Annotated in this window: 11 protein-coding genes; 4 read left to right on the plus strand and 7 right to left on the minus strand. The window is 59.1% G+C overall.

Translation table 11 applies throughout. The annotated features are described in order from the left end of the window. Window positions 1-202: 202 nt before the first annotated feature. Window positions 203-1,660: an amidohydrolase gene (locus BUC36_RS04770; RefSeq protein WP_073272171.1), complete on the plus strand. Its 1,458-nt coding sequence runs from the start codon at window positions 203-205 to the stop codon at window positions 1,658-1,660. A gap of 159 nt (window positions 1,661-1,819) precedes the next feature. Here BUC36_RS04770 and BUC36_RS04775 read toward each other — a convergent pair whose 3' ends face one another. The 5 genes from BUC36_RS04775 to BUC36_RS04795 all read right to left on the minus strand — a co-directional run bounded on the left by BUC36_RS04775 (window position 1,820) and on the right by BUC36_RS04795 (window position 8,909). Beyond that, window positions 1,820-3,997 (minus strand): prolyl oligopeptidase family serine peptidase, encoded by a 2,178-nt coding sequence (locus tag BUC36_RS04775; protein WP_073272173.1) that lies wholly within the window; start codon window positions 3,995-3,997, stop codon window positions 1,820-1,822. Between the two features lie 152 nt (window positions 3,998-4,149). Beyond that, complete coding sequence (tmpT, locus tag BUC36_RS04780) at window positions 4,150-4,788, minus strand: thiopurine S-methyltransferase (protein ID WP_073272176.1); 639 nt, start codon at window positions 4,786-4,788, stop codon at window positions 4,150-4,152. Between the two features lie 108 nt (window positions 4,789-4,896). Next, window positions 4,897-6,657 carry a DUF3592 domain-containing protein gene (locus BUC36_RS04785; protein WP_073272181.1) on the minus strand — a complete coding sequence of 587 codons (1,761 nt, stop codon included), beginning with the start codon at window positions 6,655-6,657 and terminating at the stop codon, window positions 4,897-4,899. A 180-nt stretch (window positions 6,658-6,837) separates the two neighbouring features. After that, entirely contained in the window at window positions 6,838-7,641 is an 804-nt protein-coding gene (locus tag BUC36_RS04790; RefSeq protein WP_073272184.1) for a zinc metalloprotease, read from the minus strand. 455 nt (window positions 7,642-8,096) lie between these two features. Next, complete coding sequence (locus BUC36_RS04795) at window positions 8,097-8,909, minus strand: metallophosphoesterase (RefSeq protein ID WP_073272187.1); 813 nt, start codon at window positions 8,907-8,909, stop codon at window positions 8,097-8,099. A gap of 212 nt (window positions 8,910-9,121) precedes the next feature. Here BUC36_RS04795 and BUC36_RS04800 point away from each other — a divergent pair, with 212 nt between their 5' ends. Both BUC36_RS04800 and BUC36_RS04805 read left to right on the plus strand, forming a co-directional pair. Continuing rightward, window positions 9,122-10,015 (plus strand): alpha/beta fold hydrolase, encoded by an 894-nt coding sequence (locus tag BUC36_RS04800; protein ID WP_159435984.1) that lies wholly within the window; start codon window positions 9,122-9,124, stop codon window positions 10,013-10,015. Between the two features lie 205 nt (window positions 10,016-10,220). Next, window positions 10,221-11,438, plus strand: coding sequence for an MFS transporter (locus BUC36_RS04805; RefSeq protein ID WP_073272194.1), 1,218 nt, complete (start codon window positions 10,221-10,223; stop codon window positions 11,436-11,438). A 90-nt stretch (window positions 11,439-11,528) separates the two neighbouring features. Here the strand turns inward: BUC36_RS04805 and BUC36_RS04810 are convergent, their stop codons facing one another. Both BUC36_RS04810 and BUC36_RS04815 read right to left on the minus strand, forming a co-directional pair. After that, window positions 11,529-13,712 (minus strand): S9 family peptidase, encoded by a 2,184-nt coding sequence (locus tag BUC36_RS04810; RefSeq protein ID WP_073272196.1) that lies wholly within the window; start codon window positions 13,710-13,712, stop codon window positions 11,529-11,531. A gap of 255 nt (window positions 13,713-13,967) precedes the next feature. Next, window positions 13,968-15,344: an SLC13 family permease gene (locus BUC36_RS04815; protein ID WP_073272199.1), complete on the minus strand. Its 1,377-nt coding sequence runs from the start codon at window positions 15,342-15,344 to the stop codon at window positions 13,968-13,970. A gap of 226 nt (window positions 15,345-15,570) precedes the next feature. Here BUC36_RS04815 and BUC36_RS04820 point away from each other — a divergent pair, with 226 nt between their 5' ends. Then, window positions 15,571-16,194: an MliC family protein gene (locus BUC36_RS04820; protein WP_073272202.1), complete on the plus strand. Its 624-nt coding sequence runs from the start codon at window positions 15,571-15,573 to the stop codon at window positions 16,192-16,194. The last annotated feature ends 100 nt before the right edge of the window (window positions 16,195-16,294 follow it).

Raw genomic sequence — 16,294 nt, forward strand, 5'->3', positions numbered from 1 at the left:
GATTTATTGACCCCACTGCTGGGCAGCTCCGCACCGCCAATCACGCGATCCGAGTCTGCTGCCGTTTATAACAGGCACAGGGCGCGTCGGCCAGAGCCGCTGGGCGCGGCGAAGCGAGCTGCTATCGGGCACAATGCTCAGTAAACTGGTACGGTGTCACCAAGGCGCTCCGACCGCAATGATCATAACAACAGGAAATTCCATGATTCGAAGCACTCTGGCCACGCTTGCGCTGGCAAGCGCCATCACCACCGCCCACGCCTACGACAATCAGTCCCTCGCCAGCGACGCCGCCTGGGTCGGCGAGCAGGCCGACCGCATCAGTGCGCAGGCGACCGGCCTCGCCGACGATTTGTGGAACTGGGCCGAGATGGGCTATCAGGAGACGCGCAGCAGCGCGGCCCTGCAGGATCACCTGAAAGAGGCCGGCTTCAGTATCGAGGCCGGTATCGCGGACATTCCCACCGCCTTCGTCGCCCGCTACCGCCAGGGCCTCGGCGGGCCGGTGATCGGCCTGCTGGCGGAGATGGACGCCCTGCCCGGTGTCGCGCAGCAGGCAGCCCCGCAACTGAGCCCGATCCAAGGCCAGGCCGCGGGCCACGCCTGCGGACACCACCTGTTCGGCGCCGGTTCCACTGCCGCGGCGATCATGCTGAGCCGCTGGCTCAAGGAGAGCGGCACACCGGGCGAGATCCGTCTGTACGGCACACCGGCTGAAGAGGGTGGTTCCGGCAAGGTGTATATGGTGCGCGCGGGGGCCTTCGACGGAACCGACGTGGTATTGCAGTGGCACCCGGACGACCAGAACTCTGCCCTGCCCCGTTCCAGCCTGGCCAACAAGTCGGCCAAATTCCGCTTCAAGGGTATCGCCAGCCACGCCGCCGCGGCGCCGGAGCGCGGCCGCTCGGCGCTCGACGGGGTCGAGGCGATGAACTTTATGGTAAACATGCTGCGCGAGCATGTGCCGGACAGCACCCGCATCCACTATGTGATTACCGACGGCGGCATGGCCCCGAACGTGGTGCCGGCCAATGCCGAGGTGTTCTACTACGTGCGCGATGTATCGGCGGCCGCGCTGGAGCCCATCTGGGAGCGCGTGGAGCAGGTTGCCCGGGCCGCGGCCCAGGGCACCGGCACCAGCGTCGAGTGGGAGGTGATCCACGGCAACCACAGCCTGCTGCCGAACCAGACCCTGAACCGCCTGCTGGACGCGAGCATGCGCCAGTTCGGCGGTATCGAGTACTCCGCGGCGGAACAGAAGTTCGCGCAGACCCTGACCGGTCTCGCCCACCGCCCGGAACATCAACTTGGCGATGAAAAGAAAATCGTCGCTTACGATCCGTCCGAGGCTGCCTCGCCGGGCTCCACCGATGTCGGCGACGTAAGCTGGAACGTGCCCACCGGCGGCTTCGGCACCGCCACCTGGGTGCCCGGCACCTCCGCGCACACCTGGCAGGCGGTGGCCGCGGGTGGAATGGGCATCGGCCACAAGGGCATGCTGCTCGCGGCGGAGACACTGACGCTGGCCGGCATTCAGCTGCTGCGCGAACCGCAACTCGTCGAGCAGGCAACGAGTGAGTTTCAGCAGAAGCGCGGCGATGATTTCGACTACGCCCCGCTGCTCGGCGACCGCAAGCCGCCGCTGGATTACCGCAAGTAACTGGATCGGGGGCGTATTCCACCTCCATTCCCGGCCATTGATGCGCTCTGCTTCAACGGCCCGTTTGTCGACCCGGCTTCACGAAATAGCTACAGAAACCAGTTCACACAAAAAAAAAGCCCGGATAAACCGGGCTCTTCTTTTGCTAATCAGACCAAATCAAAGCGTCAGGCTTTCCACTCCCATGTTGTAGAGCGTAAAGCTGAAGATATCCGCATACTGCTCGATACTCTTGGAAACCGGTGTCCCGGCGCCGTGGCCGGCTTTGGTTTCGATACGGATCAGCGTCGGTGCGCTGCCCGCCTGCTTAGCCTGCAGTTCTGCGGCAAACTTGAAGGAGTGGGCCGGCACCACTCTGTCGTCGTGATCGGCGGTGGTTACCAGAGTTGCCGGATAAGCCACGCCCGCTTTCACATTGTGAACCGGAGAATAGCGTTTCAGATATTCGAACATCTCCTCGCTGTCTTCCGCGGTACCGTAGTCATAGGCCCAGCCGGCACCGGCGGTGAAGGTGTGGTAGCGCAGCATATCCATCACGCCGACGGCGGGCAGCGCCACCTTGAACAGGTCCGGTCGCTGGGTCATTACCGCGCCCACCAGCAGGCCGCCGTTAGAACCGCCGCGCACCGCCAAATAGTCACTGGAGGTGTACTTGTTGTCGATCAGGTAGTCGGCCGCCGCGATAAAGTCATCAAAGACATTCTGCTTCTGCAGCTTGGTGCCGGCATCGTGCCAACGCTTGCCGTACTCGCCACCACCGCGCAGGTTCGGCACCGCGTAGATGCCACCCAACTCCAGCCACACCGCGTTGGGAATGCTGAAGGACGGCGTCAAGCTGATATTGAAGCCACCATAGCCATAGAGAATGGTCGGGTTCTTGCCGTTGAGCTCGGTACCCTTTTTGTAGGTGATCATCATCGGCACGCGGGTGCCGTCCTTGGACTTATAGAAGACCTGCTTCGACTCATAGCGGTCGCCGTCAAAATCGGCACCGGACTCGTTGTAGACCGCCGATTCGCCACTGTCCACATCGAAAGAGAAAATGGTGGAGGGGGTCTTGTAGTTGGTAAAGGAGTAATAGAGCAACTCCTCTTCCCGCTTGCCGCCGATGGAGCTGGCGCTGCCCGGACCCGGCAGTTCGATCTCCCGCACGCGCTTACCGCTGTGATCGTACTGATAAACCTTGGACAGGGCATCTACCATGTACTCGGCAAAGAAATAGCCACCGCCGGTGGAGGCGGTCAGGACATTTTCCGTTTCCGGGATCAGATCAACCCAGTTTTCCGCTGCCGGCGCCGCCGCATCCACGGTGACCACTTTCTTGTTCGGTGCATCGCGGTTGGTCACCAGATAAAGTTTGCTGCCTTGGTTGTCGATGACATCGGTATCCGAGTCGAAGTCTGTCACAACCGGCACTAGCGGCGCATTCTCCTTGGAGAGATCGCGGATAAAGAGGTCATTTCCGGACGTAGACATGGCCCCGGCGACAACCAGGAAGCGGTCATCCTCGGTCACATAGCCCTGCACGTAGCGGCGCTTTTCTTCCGGCGTGCCGCCGAATACCAGCTGATCCTCGGACTGGGGCTGGCCCAGCTTGTGGTAATAGAGTTTGTGCTGATCGGTCTTCGCCGATAGTTCACTGCCCTCGGGCTTGTCATAGCTGGAGTAGTAGAAACCCTCGTTGCCCTGCCAGGAAATGCCGGAGAACTTCACATCCAGCAGCGGCTCTTCCAGGACTTTCTTGGTTTCCGCGTCGATCACTATGATCTTGCGCCAGTCACTGCCACCCTCGGAAATTGAGTAGGCTGCAATGGCACCATTTTTAGAGAAGGCCAGCGAGGCCAGCGACGTGGTACCGTCCTCACTGAACTGATTGGGATCCAGGAAAACTTCCGGCTCGCTGTCGCCCTTCTTGCGCCAGACCACATACTGATTCTGCAGCCCGTCATTGCGGTAGTAGTAGGTGTATGCTCCCTCGGTGAAGGGCTTACCGACCTTCTCGTAATTCCAACGCGCTTCCAGGCGCTCTTTCAGCTGGTCGCGATACGGAATTGCATTGAGGTAGTCAAAGGTCACCTTGTTCTGGGCCTTGACCCAGGCCGCGGTCTCATCGCTGCGGTCATCTTCCAGCCAGCGATAGGGATCGGCAATCTGAGTACCAAAATAGCTGTCGACCACATTCCCCTCCCGGGTTTCCGGATACACCATGCTCAGGGTCTGTTCGGCGGCCAGGGACTGGGCGTCTGCGGCGCTAGCCGCCGCATCTTCACGGCCCGGATTATCACCGGAACAGGCCGTCAGAATCCCGGCCACGGCCAGGGAAATAATCTTTTTCATAGATCTGTCTCTGAATTATTTTTCTGGAGTAGCAAGAGCAAAGCGATCTCTCGACCAACTCGATGGGGCAATAGCAAAGCGTGTATCGGCGCGAATATCAAGTCCTGAGGCACCATTTCTACCGCTCACCCCGCCAAAACAATGAAATAGCTTCAGGAGTTATGCAGAAGCCAGGCACTTTCCGTAGCCGCGCATTTGCCTTTCAATCCGCCGGCCACATCCTGGCTTTCGGCCAGCGTTAACGCGTAGTGATCGCTGTAGTGCTGCTCGACTTCCGCGCTGCTGATCGAGAAAGGTGGCCCCGGCTGCAAGCTCTGGTCGTATTCGAAAGTGATCAGCAATTGCGGTGCACTTTGGGTGATCTCAAGTAAATGCCGGGTATAGCGCTTGCGCATGTCTTCCGGCAGAGCCACCAGCGCAGCGCGGTCGTAGACCGCGTCGACCTGGCCGAGTGTCTCGGCCGACAGGTCGAAGATATCGCCGACGAAAACATCGATCGATTCCGCACGGAAATGCAGGATATTACCGACCTGGGCTATCTCCGGCTTTACCCCCAGCCCCTCAAAAAGCTGCTCTATCGCCAGCCGACTCAGCTCAGCACCGACCACCCGGTACCCCTGCGCGAGCAGCCAGGCGATATCCAGCGTCTTGCCGCACAGCGGTACAAATACACGACTGCCGGTAGTGAGCGACAGTGCGCCGAAATGTTTGACCAACAGCGGATTGGCTTCGCTGGCGTGGAAACCGATCTCATTGTCCGCCCATTTCCGGTGCCAGAAATTTGCTTCCATAATCAATACTCCAGAATTTACTTATTTTTGCGGCCTACACCGATAACTCCACTTCGCTAAGAATGCCGCAGCCGCAAAGTACCCAGCATACCTGCAGTGCCAGAAATACTAAGCCTGCATCTCTTCTTTTTTGAGCTGTATCCTGGTCTTGTACTCGTCCAGTGTGGGCAACCCGGTCAGCAGGCTTACACTCTCCAGCAACTGGTTCGCCGGCAGGCGGCCGGCGATACCACAGCTGACTTTCAGTGTCTCACCGCTGCTGTTCTGCAGCAGCAGATCGAAATATTCCGTTGTCTTGCCGCCACTGCCGCCGGAGCCGCTCTTGTGCAGGCAGAGCCCCCGCAAAGTGGAGCGAGGCCAGACAACCTGCTTTTTCTCCTTGCCGCGCCGAAATACCTTGTGCACGGCGCTGTCGCGGCCGATAAAGGTTTCGTAGCCGGTGATCAACAGGTTGATACCCAGCGCGGCGAACAACAACCCGAATGCGGAAAAAACGATCGGGAAGAGTAGCGGCGCTTCGGTAAAACCGACGCCGATACCGATGCCGCCAAACAGCACACCGAACAGTACCAGCGGCCAGGCCAGTGACTGCTTCCCGGGAGCCTGTTTTATCAGGACGCCGCCATCGCGCTGCTCCACATCGAGCATCGCTTCCAGCTGCTCGGTAAAGTCCGCCTGCGCAGTTGCCACTTTGACACCGGCCGCAGCCGTCGCCGTTGCCGGTGCACCCGTATGGAATACCGGAATCTCGTAGCTCCGCTTGAAATCGACGCCCGGCATATCCCCTTTTACCTCCAGGTTCCACCAGTAACCGTTGCCGACGTTGGTTCTTGACGGCGGCATGCCCGCGGGAACCTCGATCGCGAAATGCACCCGAGAGCCCTGGCCGCTGCTCCTCATGGCGCCGCTACCGCTCAGCTCCCACAGGCTGGTATTGCTGATACTGGTCTTATTGCCGGAGCGCTTGGTTTCCGTTTTCATTTGCTGGAGCGTAACGCGGAAGCGGGAACCGGCATCGAGCCATTTGGAGAACTGCAAATACCCGCTCACCCGCCCGCCTATCTCCCCCGGGAAGGGATCCAGTACCACAGGCACCCTGCCGAAGCGGACATGCTCAAAGGTCTTTTTTATGGCCCTGTAAATGAAGTAGCAACCAAACAGTCCGACCATCAGCAACAACAGGCCGGCGTACTTACCCTTCGCCAAGTGCTCCAATCCGATATAGGCGCAGGGCAAACTGATCGTGTTGACCGCCAGCGCGATAAACCAGGCACCACCGACCATCAACTTGTTATTGGAATAGATACCGCGGGGCGACCATTCCGGCCGCGCCAGCCAGGGCGTGTCCTTCACGACCTCCGGGTCCGGCACCGCCTCCTTGCGCCAGGCCAGATAGACGATACCGCCACCAATAAGCATAAAGACGGAGCACAGCATGGTGGGGAAGAGCACCAGTATCCAGCGCAGCTCCCGATCCAGTACCGATTCGGATGGATCGGCGGGATTGAGCCACCCGGATACCGACCGACCCTGTCGCTTTGCGGCGGAGAGTTGCCGGTGCATGTCGTGCTGGTAACTGCCGAAGTTGTCCGAGCCGGTATGGACGCTAACCCGGTCTCCGCGGTAGTCGCGGCCGTTGAAGCGGTACTGATAGTTCGCCTTGGCCCGGTAGGTGGTACCGCCGTCGCTATCGCGGTGCGTCTTCAGTTCAGTCGAGAGAATTTGCGCCTGCATCGGCTGCCAGCCCTGCATTCCGACACGATCCACCAGTGTCAGGCCGACGAAGACGGTAAAGAAACCAAACCCCATGCAGAAAAAGAAACCACCGAAAAGCGTGCCGCCGACCCTGGATGAGAGCTTATCAGCCATCCCAACCCTCCTTGTTATCTTCGTATGCCTGTTAAGCAGATGGCGCGAAAATCCAGCTTATCACAGATATTTCACCAAACGACCAATAGCCTGAGCGGCAAAGCACGCTGGAATAAAAAAGCCCGCCTTGCGGCGGGCCTCTGGAGAGAGCTTCAGGCCAATCCAGCAAATGACTCTGGATCAGTGCCCCTTCGCCCAAGTGACGTGCGTGATATGCCAGATCCCCTGTGGGTCGATGCGGATGAAAGTCTCATGTTGTCCGCGCCGGCCCATGGACATACCCCAACCATTGTTGCTGTTCTCCCAGCCGATATCCGACTTGTTACAGCCTTTTCCGGGTGGAGAATTACAGTCGCCGCCACCACCACCGGAACCGCTGGAGATATAGGAATCGTACGAATCCAGATGGTCATAAATCTCGCCGAGCTGCTGCATGTCGTGGTTGTCCGGATACTCGTAGGGAGGATCCTGGTAATCCATGCAGGAAAACAGCGACTGGTTGTTAAAGTCTTCATCCTGGTGATCCAGGCCGACATCGTGCCCCAGCTCCTGACAGGTGACACTCTGCTTCCAGTCATCATTGTTGTAGTAGGACTGGGCAAAGTAGGTGTCGTTCAGCTTGGTGTAGCCGGTCGTTATGTGTCCCTGCGAGTCCAGGGATATGCCGGCAATACCCAGCCAACCGGTATTGCCATAATCGAGGTTGCAGATCCGCACCATGCCATCCGGCGCGGAGCAGCGGCGGCGTGTCTTGGAACTGGTATCGCCGCTCCCATCCTCGACCATATTCAGCTTGTTGGAACTCGACCAATCCGCAATGGCCCGGGTAACGTAGGGATCCCAGTCACTGGTGGTGCTGTTGATTACCGTGAGGTCGAAGGAGCTGGTGGTTCTGGCCCAGTGATAGTCGCCCCACGAGTGATCGGCAGATGCACTGAGAGGCACACCAGCGGCGATAAGTGCGGCAAGAATGCTTCTTTTCATTATTGTCTCCAAATAAATTCACACTGCTTCTGGATGAGTAGCGCTTTGCAGTTTTTTCTTCGGAGTAATTCTCAGCCCGGAAATAAAACGCACAGCGCGATTTACCGGCCCAAATGCTGGCATCAAATGCCAAATACTGGAGGAGTGGAAAGCGTTGCAGCCAACCCCCGAATCGTCAAGTCGGGTTCCGACCACGACAAAATAGTCCAACCTGTCTTTTTTATTCTTCAACCCTACGACATGAAAATAAAAAGGTTCACATCCCAGATCACACGCACTTTTTCTCTAATATTTTTCGCTATTGAAACTAACTGTGACATATCCGGAACCTTGGTCTCGGTTTCAAATTATGGCGCCGCCCTGCACCATTTGTGACAGGACGCACTTATTCGAGGATACTTCGATGCCAAAAAATTCACCCTTTGCCACGGGAGCTATTTTTCCTGCAGGTCCGTTTAGGTCCAGCTTACGCACACAATGCTCAGTTGCTCTCCCTGTGCTTCTCGGTAGCTATCGAGAAAATGACAATTGCCGACTTGCATCGCCGTTGGCACGAAGGTGTGCCCCATATACACGGCATCGATGCCGTCAATCTGGAACGGCCGCAGCGTTTCCGCCGAGGCCCGCGCGATCCGATCCTGATAGCGCGGCGCGCGTATGTAATCAGCGAGTTTTCTTATGCTTCTGCGGGGCTCAAGGATTTCGCTGTAGAGTCTGAGCACCAGATCCCTGTCCCACAGCAGCCTTTGCGCGGCGTACTCCACCGCGCTATCCGACAGCAGAACACCGGACTGCCAATTATCGTCGATGGACTTCAATAGCTCCGTCACACGTCCCCAGCTGTTGTCCGGTACATTCGCATGCACAAAACCAATGCAACTTTGCCCGGCATCCAGCTCAATGGCCCAGGGCCAGGCGCGACACTGCTCAACAAGCTCTTGTTGTCGCCGCTGCGGGAGTGCGTAAAACCACTCCCCGCCGTTCCACCGGTGCAGTACATCGCGTCCAGGTTCCTCGAAGCCCGCAATCATCATCGCCTCATGGTTGCCGAGCACGCTCCAGTAGGTGTGCTGGTCAATCATCGCGAGCACGGCCTCGCTGTCGGGGCCGCGATCTATGATGTCACCGAGAAAAAAGAGGCGATCACTGCCCGGATCGAAGCTCAGCTCCGTCAGCTGCCGGCGCAGTTGCTTCAGGTGGCCGTGTACGTCGCCGACCACAAAGTCCCTGCCCTGCTGATTCCCACCTACCCTGAGCAGCGTCGCCATCGAAATTCCACATCGATCATTACCTGCAATGTTTCAAGCCTAGTCCTCACGGATAACGTCGACAAAGTGCCGCCAGCCTGGCACCGGCACAGCACCGGAGTCATTCGCGCGAGGGACTCAGGCGCCAACCAACCAACCGCCCCACCCGCTCCGGCAACTAAACTGGTTTCAGCCACACGCAGCAAAAGAGGTTGAATCAGGCGATGGGCCGATTGTTTTTACGCCGCCTAATCAGGGCGCTGTTTGTTACCGCCTGTTGCCTCGCTGCGCTGGTAGCCAGTGTCGGCGCCTCCGCACTGGACAATTCCTGGCAGCGCCGGGTCATCAGCCACGGCGATGTGAACCTGGAAGTTTTTCAAAAGGGGGGCGGCACGGCGGTGCTGATGCACCCGTCCCTGGGCAGACCGGCACGGGATTTCGAAGATCTCGGCAACAGGGTCGCCAAGGCCGGTTACCGGGTAGTGCTGATCAATCCCCGCCGTATCGGTGGCAGCAGCGGCCCAATGGAAAAGGTGGGCCTGCGGGAGCTGGCCGAGGATGTCTGGCGCGTCGCCGACCAGCTGATGATCGACCGCGCGTTTATTCTCGGCCAGAACTTCGGCAACCGGGTATCCCGCACAGTCTCCTCTCTGCAACCGGAGCGTGTCATCGGCCTGGTGCTGATGGCGGCCGGCGGCGAGATAGAGCCAAGCGACAAGGTTTGGGCGGAATTCAAGAAGGCATTCGACCCCAACCTGCCCAAGGAGCGGCAGATGGAAGCCGTGGCCAATTCGTTCTTCGCCCCCGGCAATGATGCCTCCGCCTGGCGGCGCGGCTGGAACGGCGAGACGGCAAAACTGCAGGTGGGGGCCGTCGAGCGCACGGATTTCAAACCTTTTTACCTGGGCGGCACGGCGCCGGGGCTGGTGATGCAGGGCCTGGATGACAAAATAGCCCCGGCGCAGAATGCCTGGAACCTGGTCAACAAGCGCCAGAACACCCGACTCGCCGCCTTCCCGAACATGGGGCACGCCATGCTGCCGGAACAGCCCGAGGCTCTGGCGACAGCACTGATCGATTTCCTCAACAGCCAGACGCAGGCAAACTACAACCAACCGGTTCAGTAGGATAACGGCGCGAACGCGTGCCGATACAGCCGGAGCTGCCCCTGGCGGAGGCCGCCCCCGCAGCCCGACCCACCTGTCAGGGACTTTCGCGGTATTTCATCCTGATTGCGATATTTTGAGCGCCAACGGCTTAGCGGTTACTCTGGGCGAGTTTTGCTCCCGGCCGGTTGCCGGGCCCCTGCCGCCATTCAGCCCGAGCTGTTCCATGAAAAATATCAAGCCCATCCTGCCCGTTTTGATCAGCGCGTGCCTGCTGTTGCTGCTGTCCTTTGGTTACCGGGCTGGCTTCGGCCTGTTCCTGGCGCCCATGTCAGAAGCGCACGGCTGGGGGCGGGATGTGTTTTCACTGGCTCTGGCCGTGCAGAATCTGGCCTGGGGCCTGTTCGCGGTGTTTGCCGGCGGCCTGGCGGACCGCCACGGTATCCTCAAGGTGCTGTTGGGCGGCGCCGCCTGTTACGGGCTGGGCATGTGGCTGATGGCCGACTCGACAACAGACTGGGCCATCACGTCCACCGCGGGCCTGCTGGTCGGCGCGGGGGTTGCCGGGACGGCCTTCGGAATCGTGCTGCCGGCGCTGGCCCGCGCCGTGCCGGAGGAGCGCCGCGCCTGGGCACTGGGTATCGGCACCGCGGCCGGCAGCCTCGGCCAGTTCCTGCTGGTGCCGATCATGCAGCAGCTGATCGACTGGGCCGGCTGGTACCAGGCGCTGCAGATCCTCGGATTGTCCGCCGTGCTGATGGCCTTCTGCGCCATTTCGCTGGTACGCCACAGCGCAGCGCCCGTCGACAGCAGCGACGATGCCGCGTTCGCGAAAATCAGTCTACCCGAACTTGCGCGCCGCGCTTTCCAGGTGCCCTCCTACACCCTGCTGGTGTTCGGCTTCTTCGTGTGCGGTTTCCACGTGGCCTTTATCACCGTGCATATGCCGGGTTACCTGGTGGATCTGGGCTTCGACCCGAAAGTGGGCGCATGGAGTATCAGCCTGATCGGCCTGTGCAACGTCATCGGTGCCTATATGGCCGGGGTAATCAGCAGTCGCTACCCGATGCACAAGCTGCTGTCACTGATCTATCTGGGGCGCGTGGTCGCGATCACCGTTTTTCTGGTTTTGCCCGTATCGCTTGCCAGTGTACTGGCGTTCAGCGCGCTGATGGGCTTCCTGTGGCTGGCGACGGTGCCGCCGACGTCGGGCCTGGTCGCACGCTTCTTCGGCACCCGCTACATGACCTTCCTGTACGGCATCGTGTTCTTCAGCCACCAGCTCGGCAGTTTCAGCGGCGTATGGCTGGGCGGCTTCCTGTACGAGACCTTCGGCAATTACGACGGTATCTGGTATGCCGGCATACTGCTGGGCCTGCTCGCCGCATTCCTGCACTGGCCGATTGCCGACCGGGATCACTCGCCGCGTCTGCAAACGGCCTGATTCAGGCGTTACCGAGCGACGTCCCCCCAACCGGAAACACGCAGCCGCTGCCGGTGTCTCCCGGGCTGCGGCTGCGGGTTTCGGCCGGATCTATTCCGTCGGCCCCGCCAAATGCCCCTTATCCAGCAAATCCAGGTAGAAAGCGTATTGCAACGCAATATCCTTGTACCTGCGGTAGCGGCCAGAGGCACCGCCGTGACCGGCATCCATGTCGACATCGAAAATCAGTCGATTGTTGTCCGTTTTAAGTTCGCGTAATTTCGCCACCCACTTCATCGGCTCGAAATATTGCACCTGGGAGTCGTGCAGGCCGGTGGTCACCAGCATATTGGGGTAATCCTGCGCCTTAACCTGGTCATACGGGGAATAGGACAGCATGTACTCGTAGCTGTCTTTGTTGTTGGGATTGCCCCACTCGTCGTACTCATTGACCGTAAGCGGAATGGATTCATCGAGCATGGTAGTGACGACATCCACGAACGGAACCATCGCGGTGACGCCGCGATAGAGGCCCGGCTCCATATTGACGACCGCTCCCATCAACAGCCCACCCGCACTGCCGCCCGCCGCAAACACCTTGTCCGCGGCCCCGTATTTTTGTGTGGTTAGTCCCTTGGTCACATCGATGAAGTCGGTGAATGTATGCTTCTTGTTGAACATCTTCCCATCTTCATACCACTTTCGGCCCAGCTTCTGCCCGCCGCGAATATGGGCAATGGCAAATACGAAGCCCCTGTCGAGCAGCGAAATCACTTCCGGGCGAAATCTGGGGTCTACCGTGTTGCCATAGGAGCCATAGCCGATCTGGAACAGCGGGTTACTGCCATCCTGTTTAAACCGGTCCTTGCGATAGGCCAGAGATACCGGAACCTCGGCCCCATCGCGAGCGACTATGCTGACGTATTCACTTTGATAGCGCGCAGGATCAAAGTCGCCCGGCACCTTGTCCTGTTTCATAAGCTGCAAATCGCCCGTCGCGAGTTTGGTATCGTAAATGGTATTCGGTGTCGTCAGGCTCGAATAAGCGACCCGGACAGTGTCGGAATCCACACTGGGGTTCTCGTCGAGGTAGAGTTGGTAAATGGGGTCGTTGAAGCCGACCGTGAAATCATCGCCGTTATCCAACCCGATGATTCGCAGCGCGCTCTGCCCATTCTCGCGCTCGACAATCGCGAGGTGGCGATCAAAAGTCGTGAAGTCTTCCAGCAATACATCCGCACGATGGGCGAGGACTTCCCGCCACTTGGATTTGTCGCCGGCATCGCCTGCCGCAACCTTCATCAGGCGGAAATTTTCGGCCTCCCAGTTGGTCAGAATATAGAAGTCATCCTTCAGCTTCCTCGCGGAATATTCGAGCCCTGCTTCCAGGGGGTGAAGAGGCTGGAACTCGCCCTCCGGCGAATTGGCATCCAGCATCGAAAGTCCCTTGACCAGCGTCGAGTAGTGATGGATATAGATGAGTTCGCCATCCCGGGACTTGGAGAGCCAGGTGTAAAACGAAGTGTCGCCTTCCTCATAGACAAGCACATCCTCACTCTGCGGCGTACCCAGCCTGTGGCGCATTACCTGGTAGCCGAGCAGTGTCTGTGGATCTTTGTTTATGTAGAACACCGTCTGATTGTCGTTGGCCCAGACCAGCTCCGGCTCCGCATTTTCCAGGCGATCCTGCAGCAACTTGCCGGTTTTCAGGTCTTTGAAGCGGATACTGTAGATACGGCGACCGACACCATCCTCTGAATATGCCAGCAGCCGATCATTCGGCGACACAACAGACCGGCCGACATGGTAGTAATCATTGCCCTCGGCGAGTGTGTTGACATCGAGCAGAACTTCTTCCGCCCCCTGCAAGGCACCTTTCTTGCGTGCGTAAACGGGATACTCCTGGCCAGGCACATAGCGGCTGTAATACCAGTAATCGCGAACCTTGACCGGCACGGTCGATTTGTCTTCCTCCAATCGCCCGGTAATTTCTTCAAAGAGTGTGTCCTGGAGTGCACGGGTGTGCTTCATCACCGCCTGGCTATAGTCGTTCTCCTGCTGCAGGTGGGCGATGATTTTCGGATCTTTACGCAGGTCATCGCGCATCCAGTAATAGTTATCGATGCGTTCGTGGCCGTGAATAGACATCTTGTGGGGAATTTTTTTGGCGACCGGCGGGGATAGTGCCTCGCCCATTGCGCTGGCAAGTTCGGCATCCCCGGTTTTAGCGGAATCCGGTTTGCCGCAGCCGGTTAACGCCAGTGCACATATCAATGCGATGACAGCAGCTTTCATAAGTCCTCCGTGGACAATTATTGTTTTTGGTACCACGTTCGAAAGAATCCTAAAGCAGTTCCTATGCCTTTTCACCCGAAAGCACATTACAACCGCTTGCAAGTCGTTAACCTCTAGCGATAGTCATAGCTCTTGCGATACTCACCCCGGTCGAGTTTGGCGCTTTAGTCTTTGGCACTTGCCGACTTTCCCGGCCAAATTTCGACACCGACACAACACCCTCAGTCGTTTTGGGAAAGGGATCTGTGCGCTTCGCTATACGAGCAGCAGCCAGCTCATCGCCGCGATAATCAGCGATGCCGCCACGCTGAGTACGGCCCCTTCCCGCACCATATCCTGCATCCGCACCTTGCCGGTGCCGTAGGCGATTGCGTTGGGGGCCGTGGCCACCGGCAGCATAAACGCACAGCTGGCGCACATGGCGGCGGGGATCATCAGTACCATCGGGTCGAAACCGGCAGATTCTGCGGCGACGGCGAGGATCGGCATCAGGAGAGTCGCGGTAGCCGTATTGCTGGTGATTTCCGTCAGGAAAGTCACCGCCAGACACAGCAGTACCAGCATCAGCCACAGCGGCATCGCGGTGAGGAAGGACAGGCCGTTACCGAGCATATCGCTGAGACCGGAGGCGGCGAAACCCTTGGCAATGGCAATCCCGCCGGCGAACAGCAGCAACATGCCCCAGGGAATGTTTTCCGCAGTCTGCCAGTCCAGCAGGCGGCCGCCCTTGCCGTTCGGCACCAGAAACATCAGTACCACTGCGCCGAGGGCCACGGTGCTGTCGCCGGCGCCGTCGATACCGAGCCAGCCGCTCCAGCCGCCGAAGGGCTCGCTGCGCGTGATCCACGCCAGAATCGCCACACCGAATACCATCAGCGTGCGGATCTCCTCTTTGCGCCAGGCGCCTATCGTCGGCAGCTCCAGGGATTTTTCCAGGTGGACATTGCGCGTCAGCCACAGCGCCATGATCGGCAGCGTCAGCAGCACCACCGGGACACCGATTTTAAGCCAGCTGACAAAGCTGAATTCCCGCCCGGTGACTTCCTCGTAGATGCCCATAAAAATCACATTGGGCGGTGTGCCGATGGGAGTGCCCACGCCGCCGAGGCTGGCCGCGTAGGCGATGCCGAGAATCAGGGCAATATTGAGGCGCTGGTTATTGGCCCGCGACAGAATCGCCAGCGCGATCGGCAGCATCATCAGGGTGGTAGCGGTATTGGAGATCCACATGCTCAGCAGACCCGCCGCCAGCATAAAGCCCAGCACCAGCCGCCGCCCGCTGGAAACGCCGACAACTGTCAGCATGTACAGCGCCAGGCGCTCGTGCGCGCCACTCTTCTCCAGCGCCTTCGACAGAATAAAGGCGCCCATCAGCAGCAGGATCACGTGGCTGCCGAGCGATGAAGCCACCAGCTTGTGATCAGCCACGCCGAACAGCGGTAACAGCACAAAGGGCACCAGTGACGTGGCGGGTATCGGCAGCGCTTCGGTGATCCACCAGATCACGGTCAGCAGCGTGATTGCCGCCGTCACCGCCGCCGGATACGGCATGCCCATACCACTCAGCAGGAAATAAAATGCTGCGGCCAGTACCGGACCTATAACCACGAAGTGCTGCCGCGCAATCGCCATTGTCGAATTCCCCCAAGAGAGTCTGTCGCGCCTTTTCGGCCGTTTATAATTTGCGTTGTTATTATCAGGCCGGCACGATGGCCGTAACCGCCACGCTGCCGTCACCGCCGTCTTCTATAGGATACCGGCATTCGACGGCTTGTGGTCACCGATCCACGTATCGGCTGCGCCGGGGCTATGATTACTAAGGTCCTCGGCACTACAAGAGCCTCTCAGGAGACAACCGATGATGGCAATGCGCTCGGCCCGCTGGATGACTTCAGTCCTTCTCCTGCTCGTTTCCGGCACCTGGGTCACGGGCTGTTCTGCCCGGGACGAGGGGCCTTCTTACTCCTGCGAAGGTGTGGAGACCGGCAGCATCGAGGCCATGGTCTGCAGCGACGCCGAGCTGGCCGCGCTCGACCGCAAGCTGGCCGATGTCTATGCGAAGGCATCGGCCAAGGCTGCAAATGAGCGGCCACCGCTGCTGAAGGCTGAACAGCGCGGCTGGATCAAGGGGCGCAATGAATGCTGGAAAAGCGACGACAAAAGAAACTGTGTTGCCGACGAGTACCAGCGCCGGATCGCCGAACTGCAGGCGCGCTACCGCCTGGTAGCGGCAACGGGCCCGGTGACTTATGTCTGCGGCGACAACCCAGCCAACGAAGTAGTGGCCACTTACTTCCAGACCGATCCGCCGACGCTGATAGCCGAGCGCGGCGACAGTGTTTCGCTGATGTTTCTGCAGCCCAGCGCCAGTGGCAGCAAATATCAGGGCCGCAATGAGAGCCTGTGGGAGCATCAGGGTGAAGCCAAAATCATCTGGGGCTACGGCGCTGATGAAATGCACTGCAGGAAAACCCCGCTATAGTGCAGCTCCAACAATAGTGCAGCTCCAACAACGCCCGCCCCAAAAAACATTTGCGCGGGGCGGACCGGCTCACTGGATATAACGAATTTCGACGACTTCC

Origin of the sequence: Microbulbifer donghaiensis (assembly GCF_900129095.1) — a bacterium.
GTDB classification, from domain to species: Bacteria; Pseudomonadota; Gammaproteobacteria; order Pseudomonadales; family Cellvibrionaceae; genus Microbulbifer; species Microbulbifer donghaiensis.

Excerpts from the sequence above, each read along its gene's own strand:
- BUC36_RS04815 (WP_073272199.1), bottom strand. The coding sequence starts at position 15,344 with ATGGCGATTGCGCGGCAGCACTTCGTGGTTATAGGTCCGGTACTGGCC.
- BUC36_RS04770 (WP_073272171.1), top strand. The coding sequence starts at position 203 with ATGATTCGAAGCACTCTGGCCACGCTTGCGCTGGCAAGCGCCATCACC.
- BUC36_RS04775 (WP_073272173.1), bottom strand. The coding sequence starts at position 3,997 with ATGAAAAAGATTATTTCCCTGGCCGTGGCCGGGATTCTGACGGCCTGT.
- BUC36_RS04785 (WP_073272181.1), bottom strand. The coding sequence starts at position 6,657 with ATGGCTGATAAGCTCTCATCCAGGGTCGGCGGCACGCTTTTCGGTGGT.
- BUC36_RS04820 (WP_073272202.1), top strand. The coding sequence starts at position 15,571 with ATGATGGCAATGCGCTCGGCCCGCTGGATGACTTCAGTCCTTCTCCTG.
- BUC36_RS04805 (WP_073272194.1), top strand. The coding sequence starts at position 10,221 with ATGAAAAATATCAAGCCCATCCTGCCCGTTTTGATCAGCGCGTGCCTG.
- BUC36_RS04810 (WP_073272196.1), bottom strand. The coding sequence starts at position 13,712 with ATGAAAGCTGCTGTCATCGCATTGATATGTGCACTGGCGTTAACCGGC.
- BUC36_RS04790 (WP_073272184.1), bottom strand. The coding sequence starts at position 7,641 with ATGAAAAGAAGCATTCTTGCCGCACTTATCGCCGCTGGTGTGCCTCTC.
- tmpT (WP_073272176.1), bottom strand. The coding sequence starts at position 4,788 with ATGGAAGCAAATTTCTGGCACCGGAAATGGGCGGACAATGAGATCGGT.
- BUC36_RS04795 (WP_073272187.1), bottom strand. The coding sequence starts at position 8,909 with ATGGCGACGCTGCTCAGGGTAGGTGGGAATCAGCAGGGCAGGGACTTT.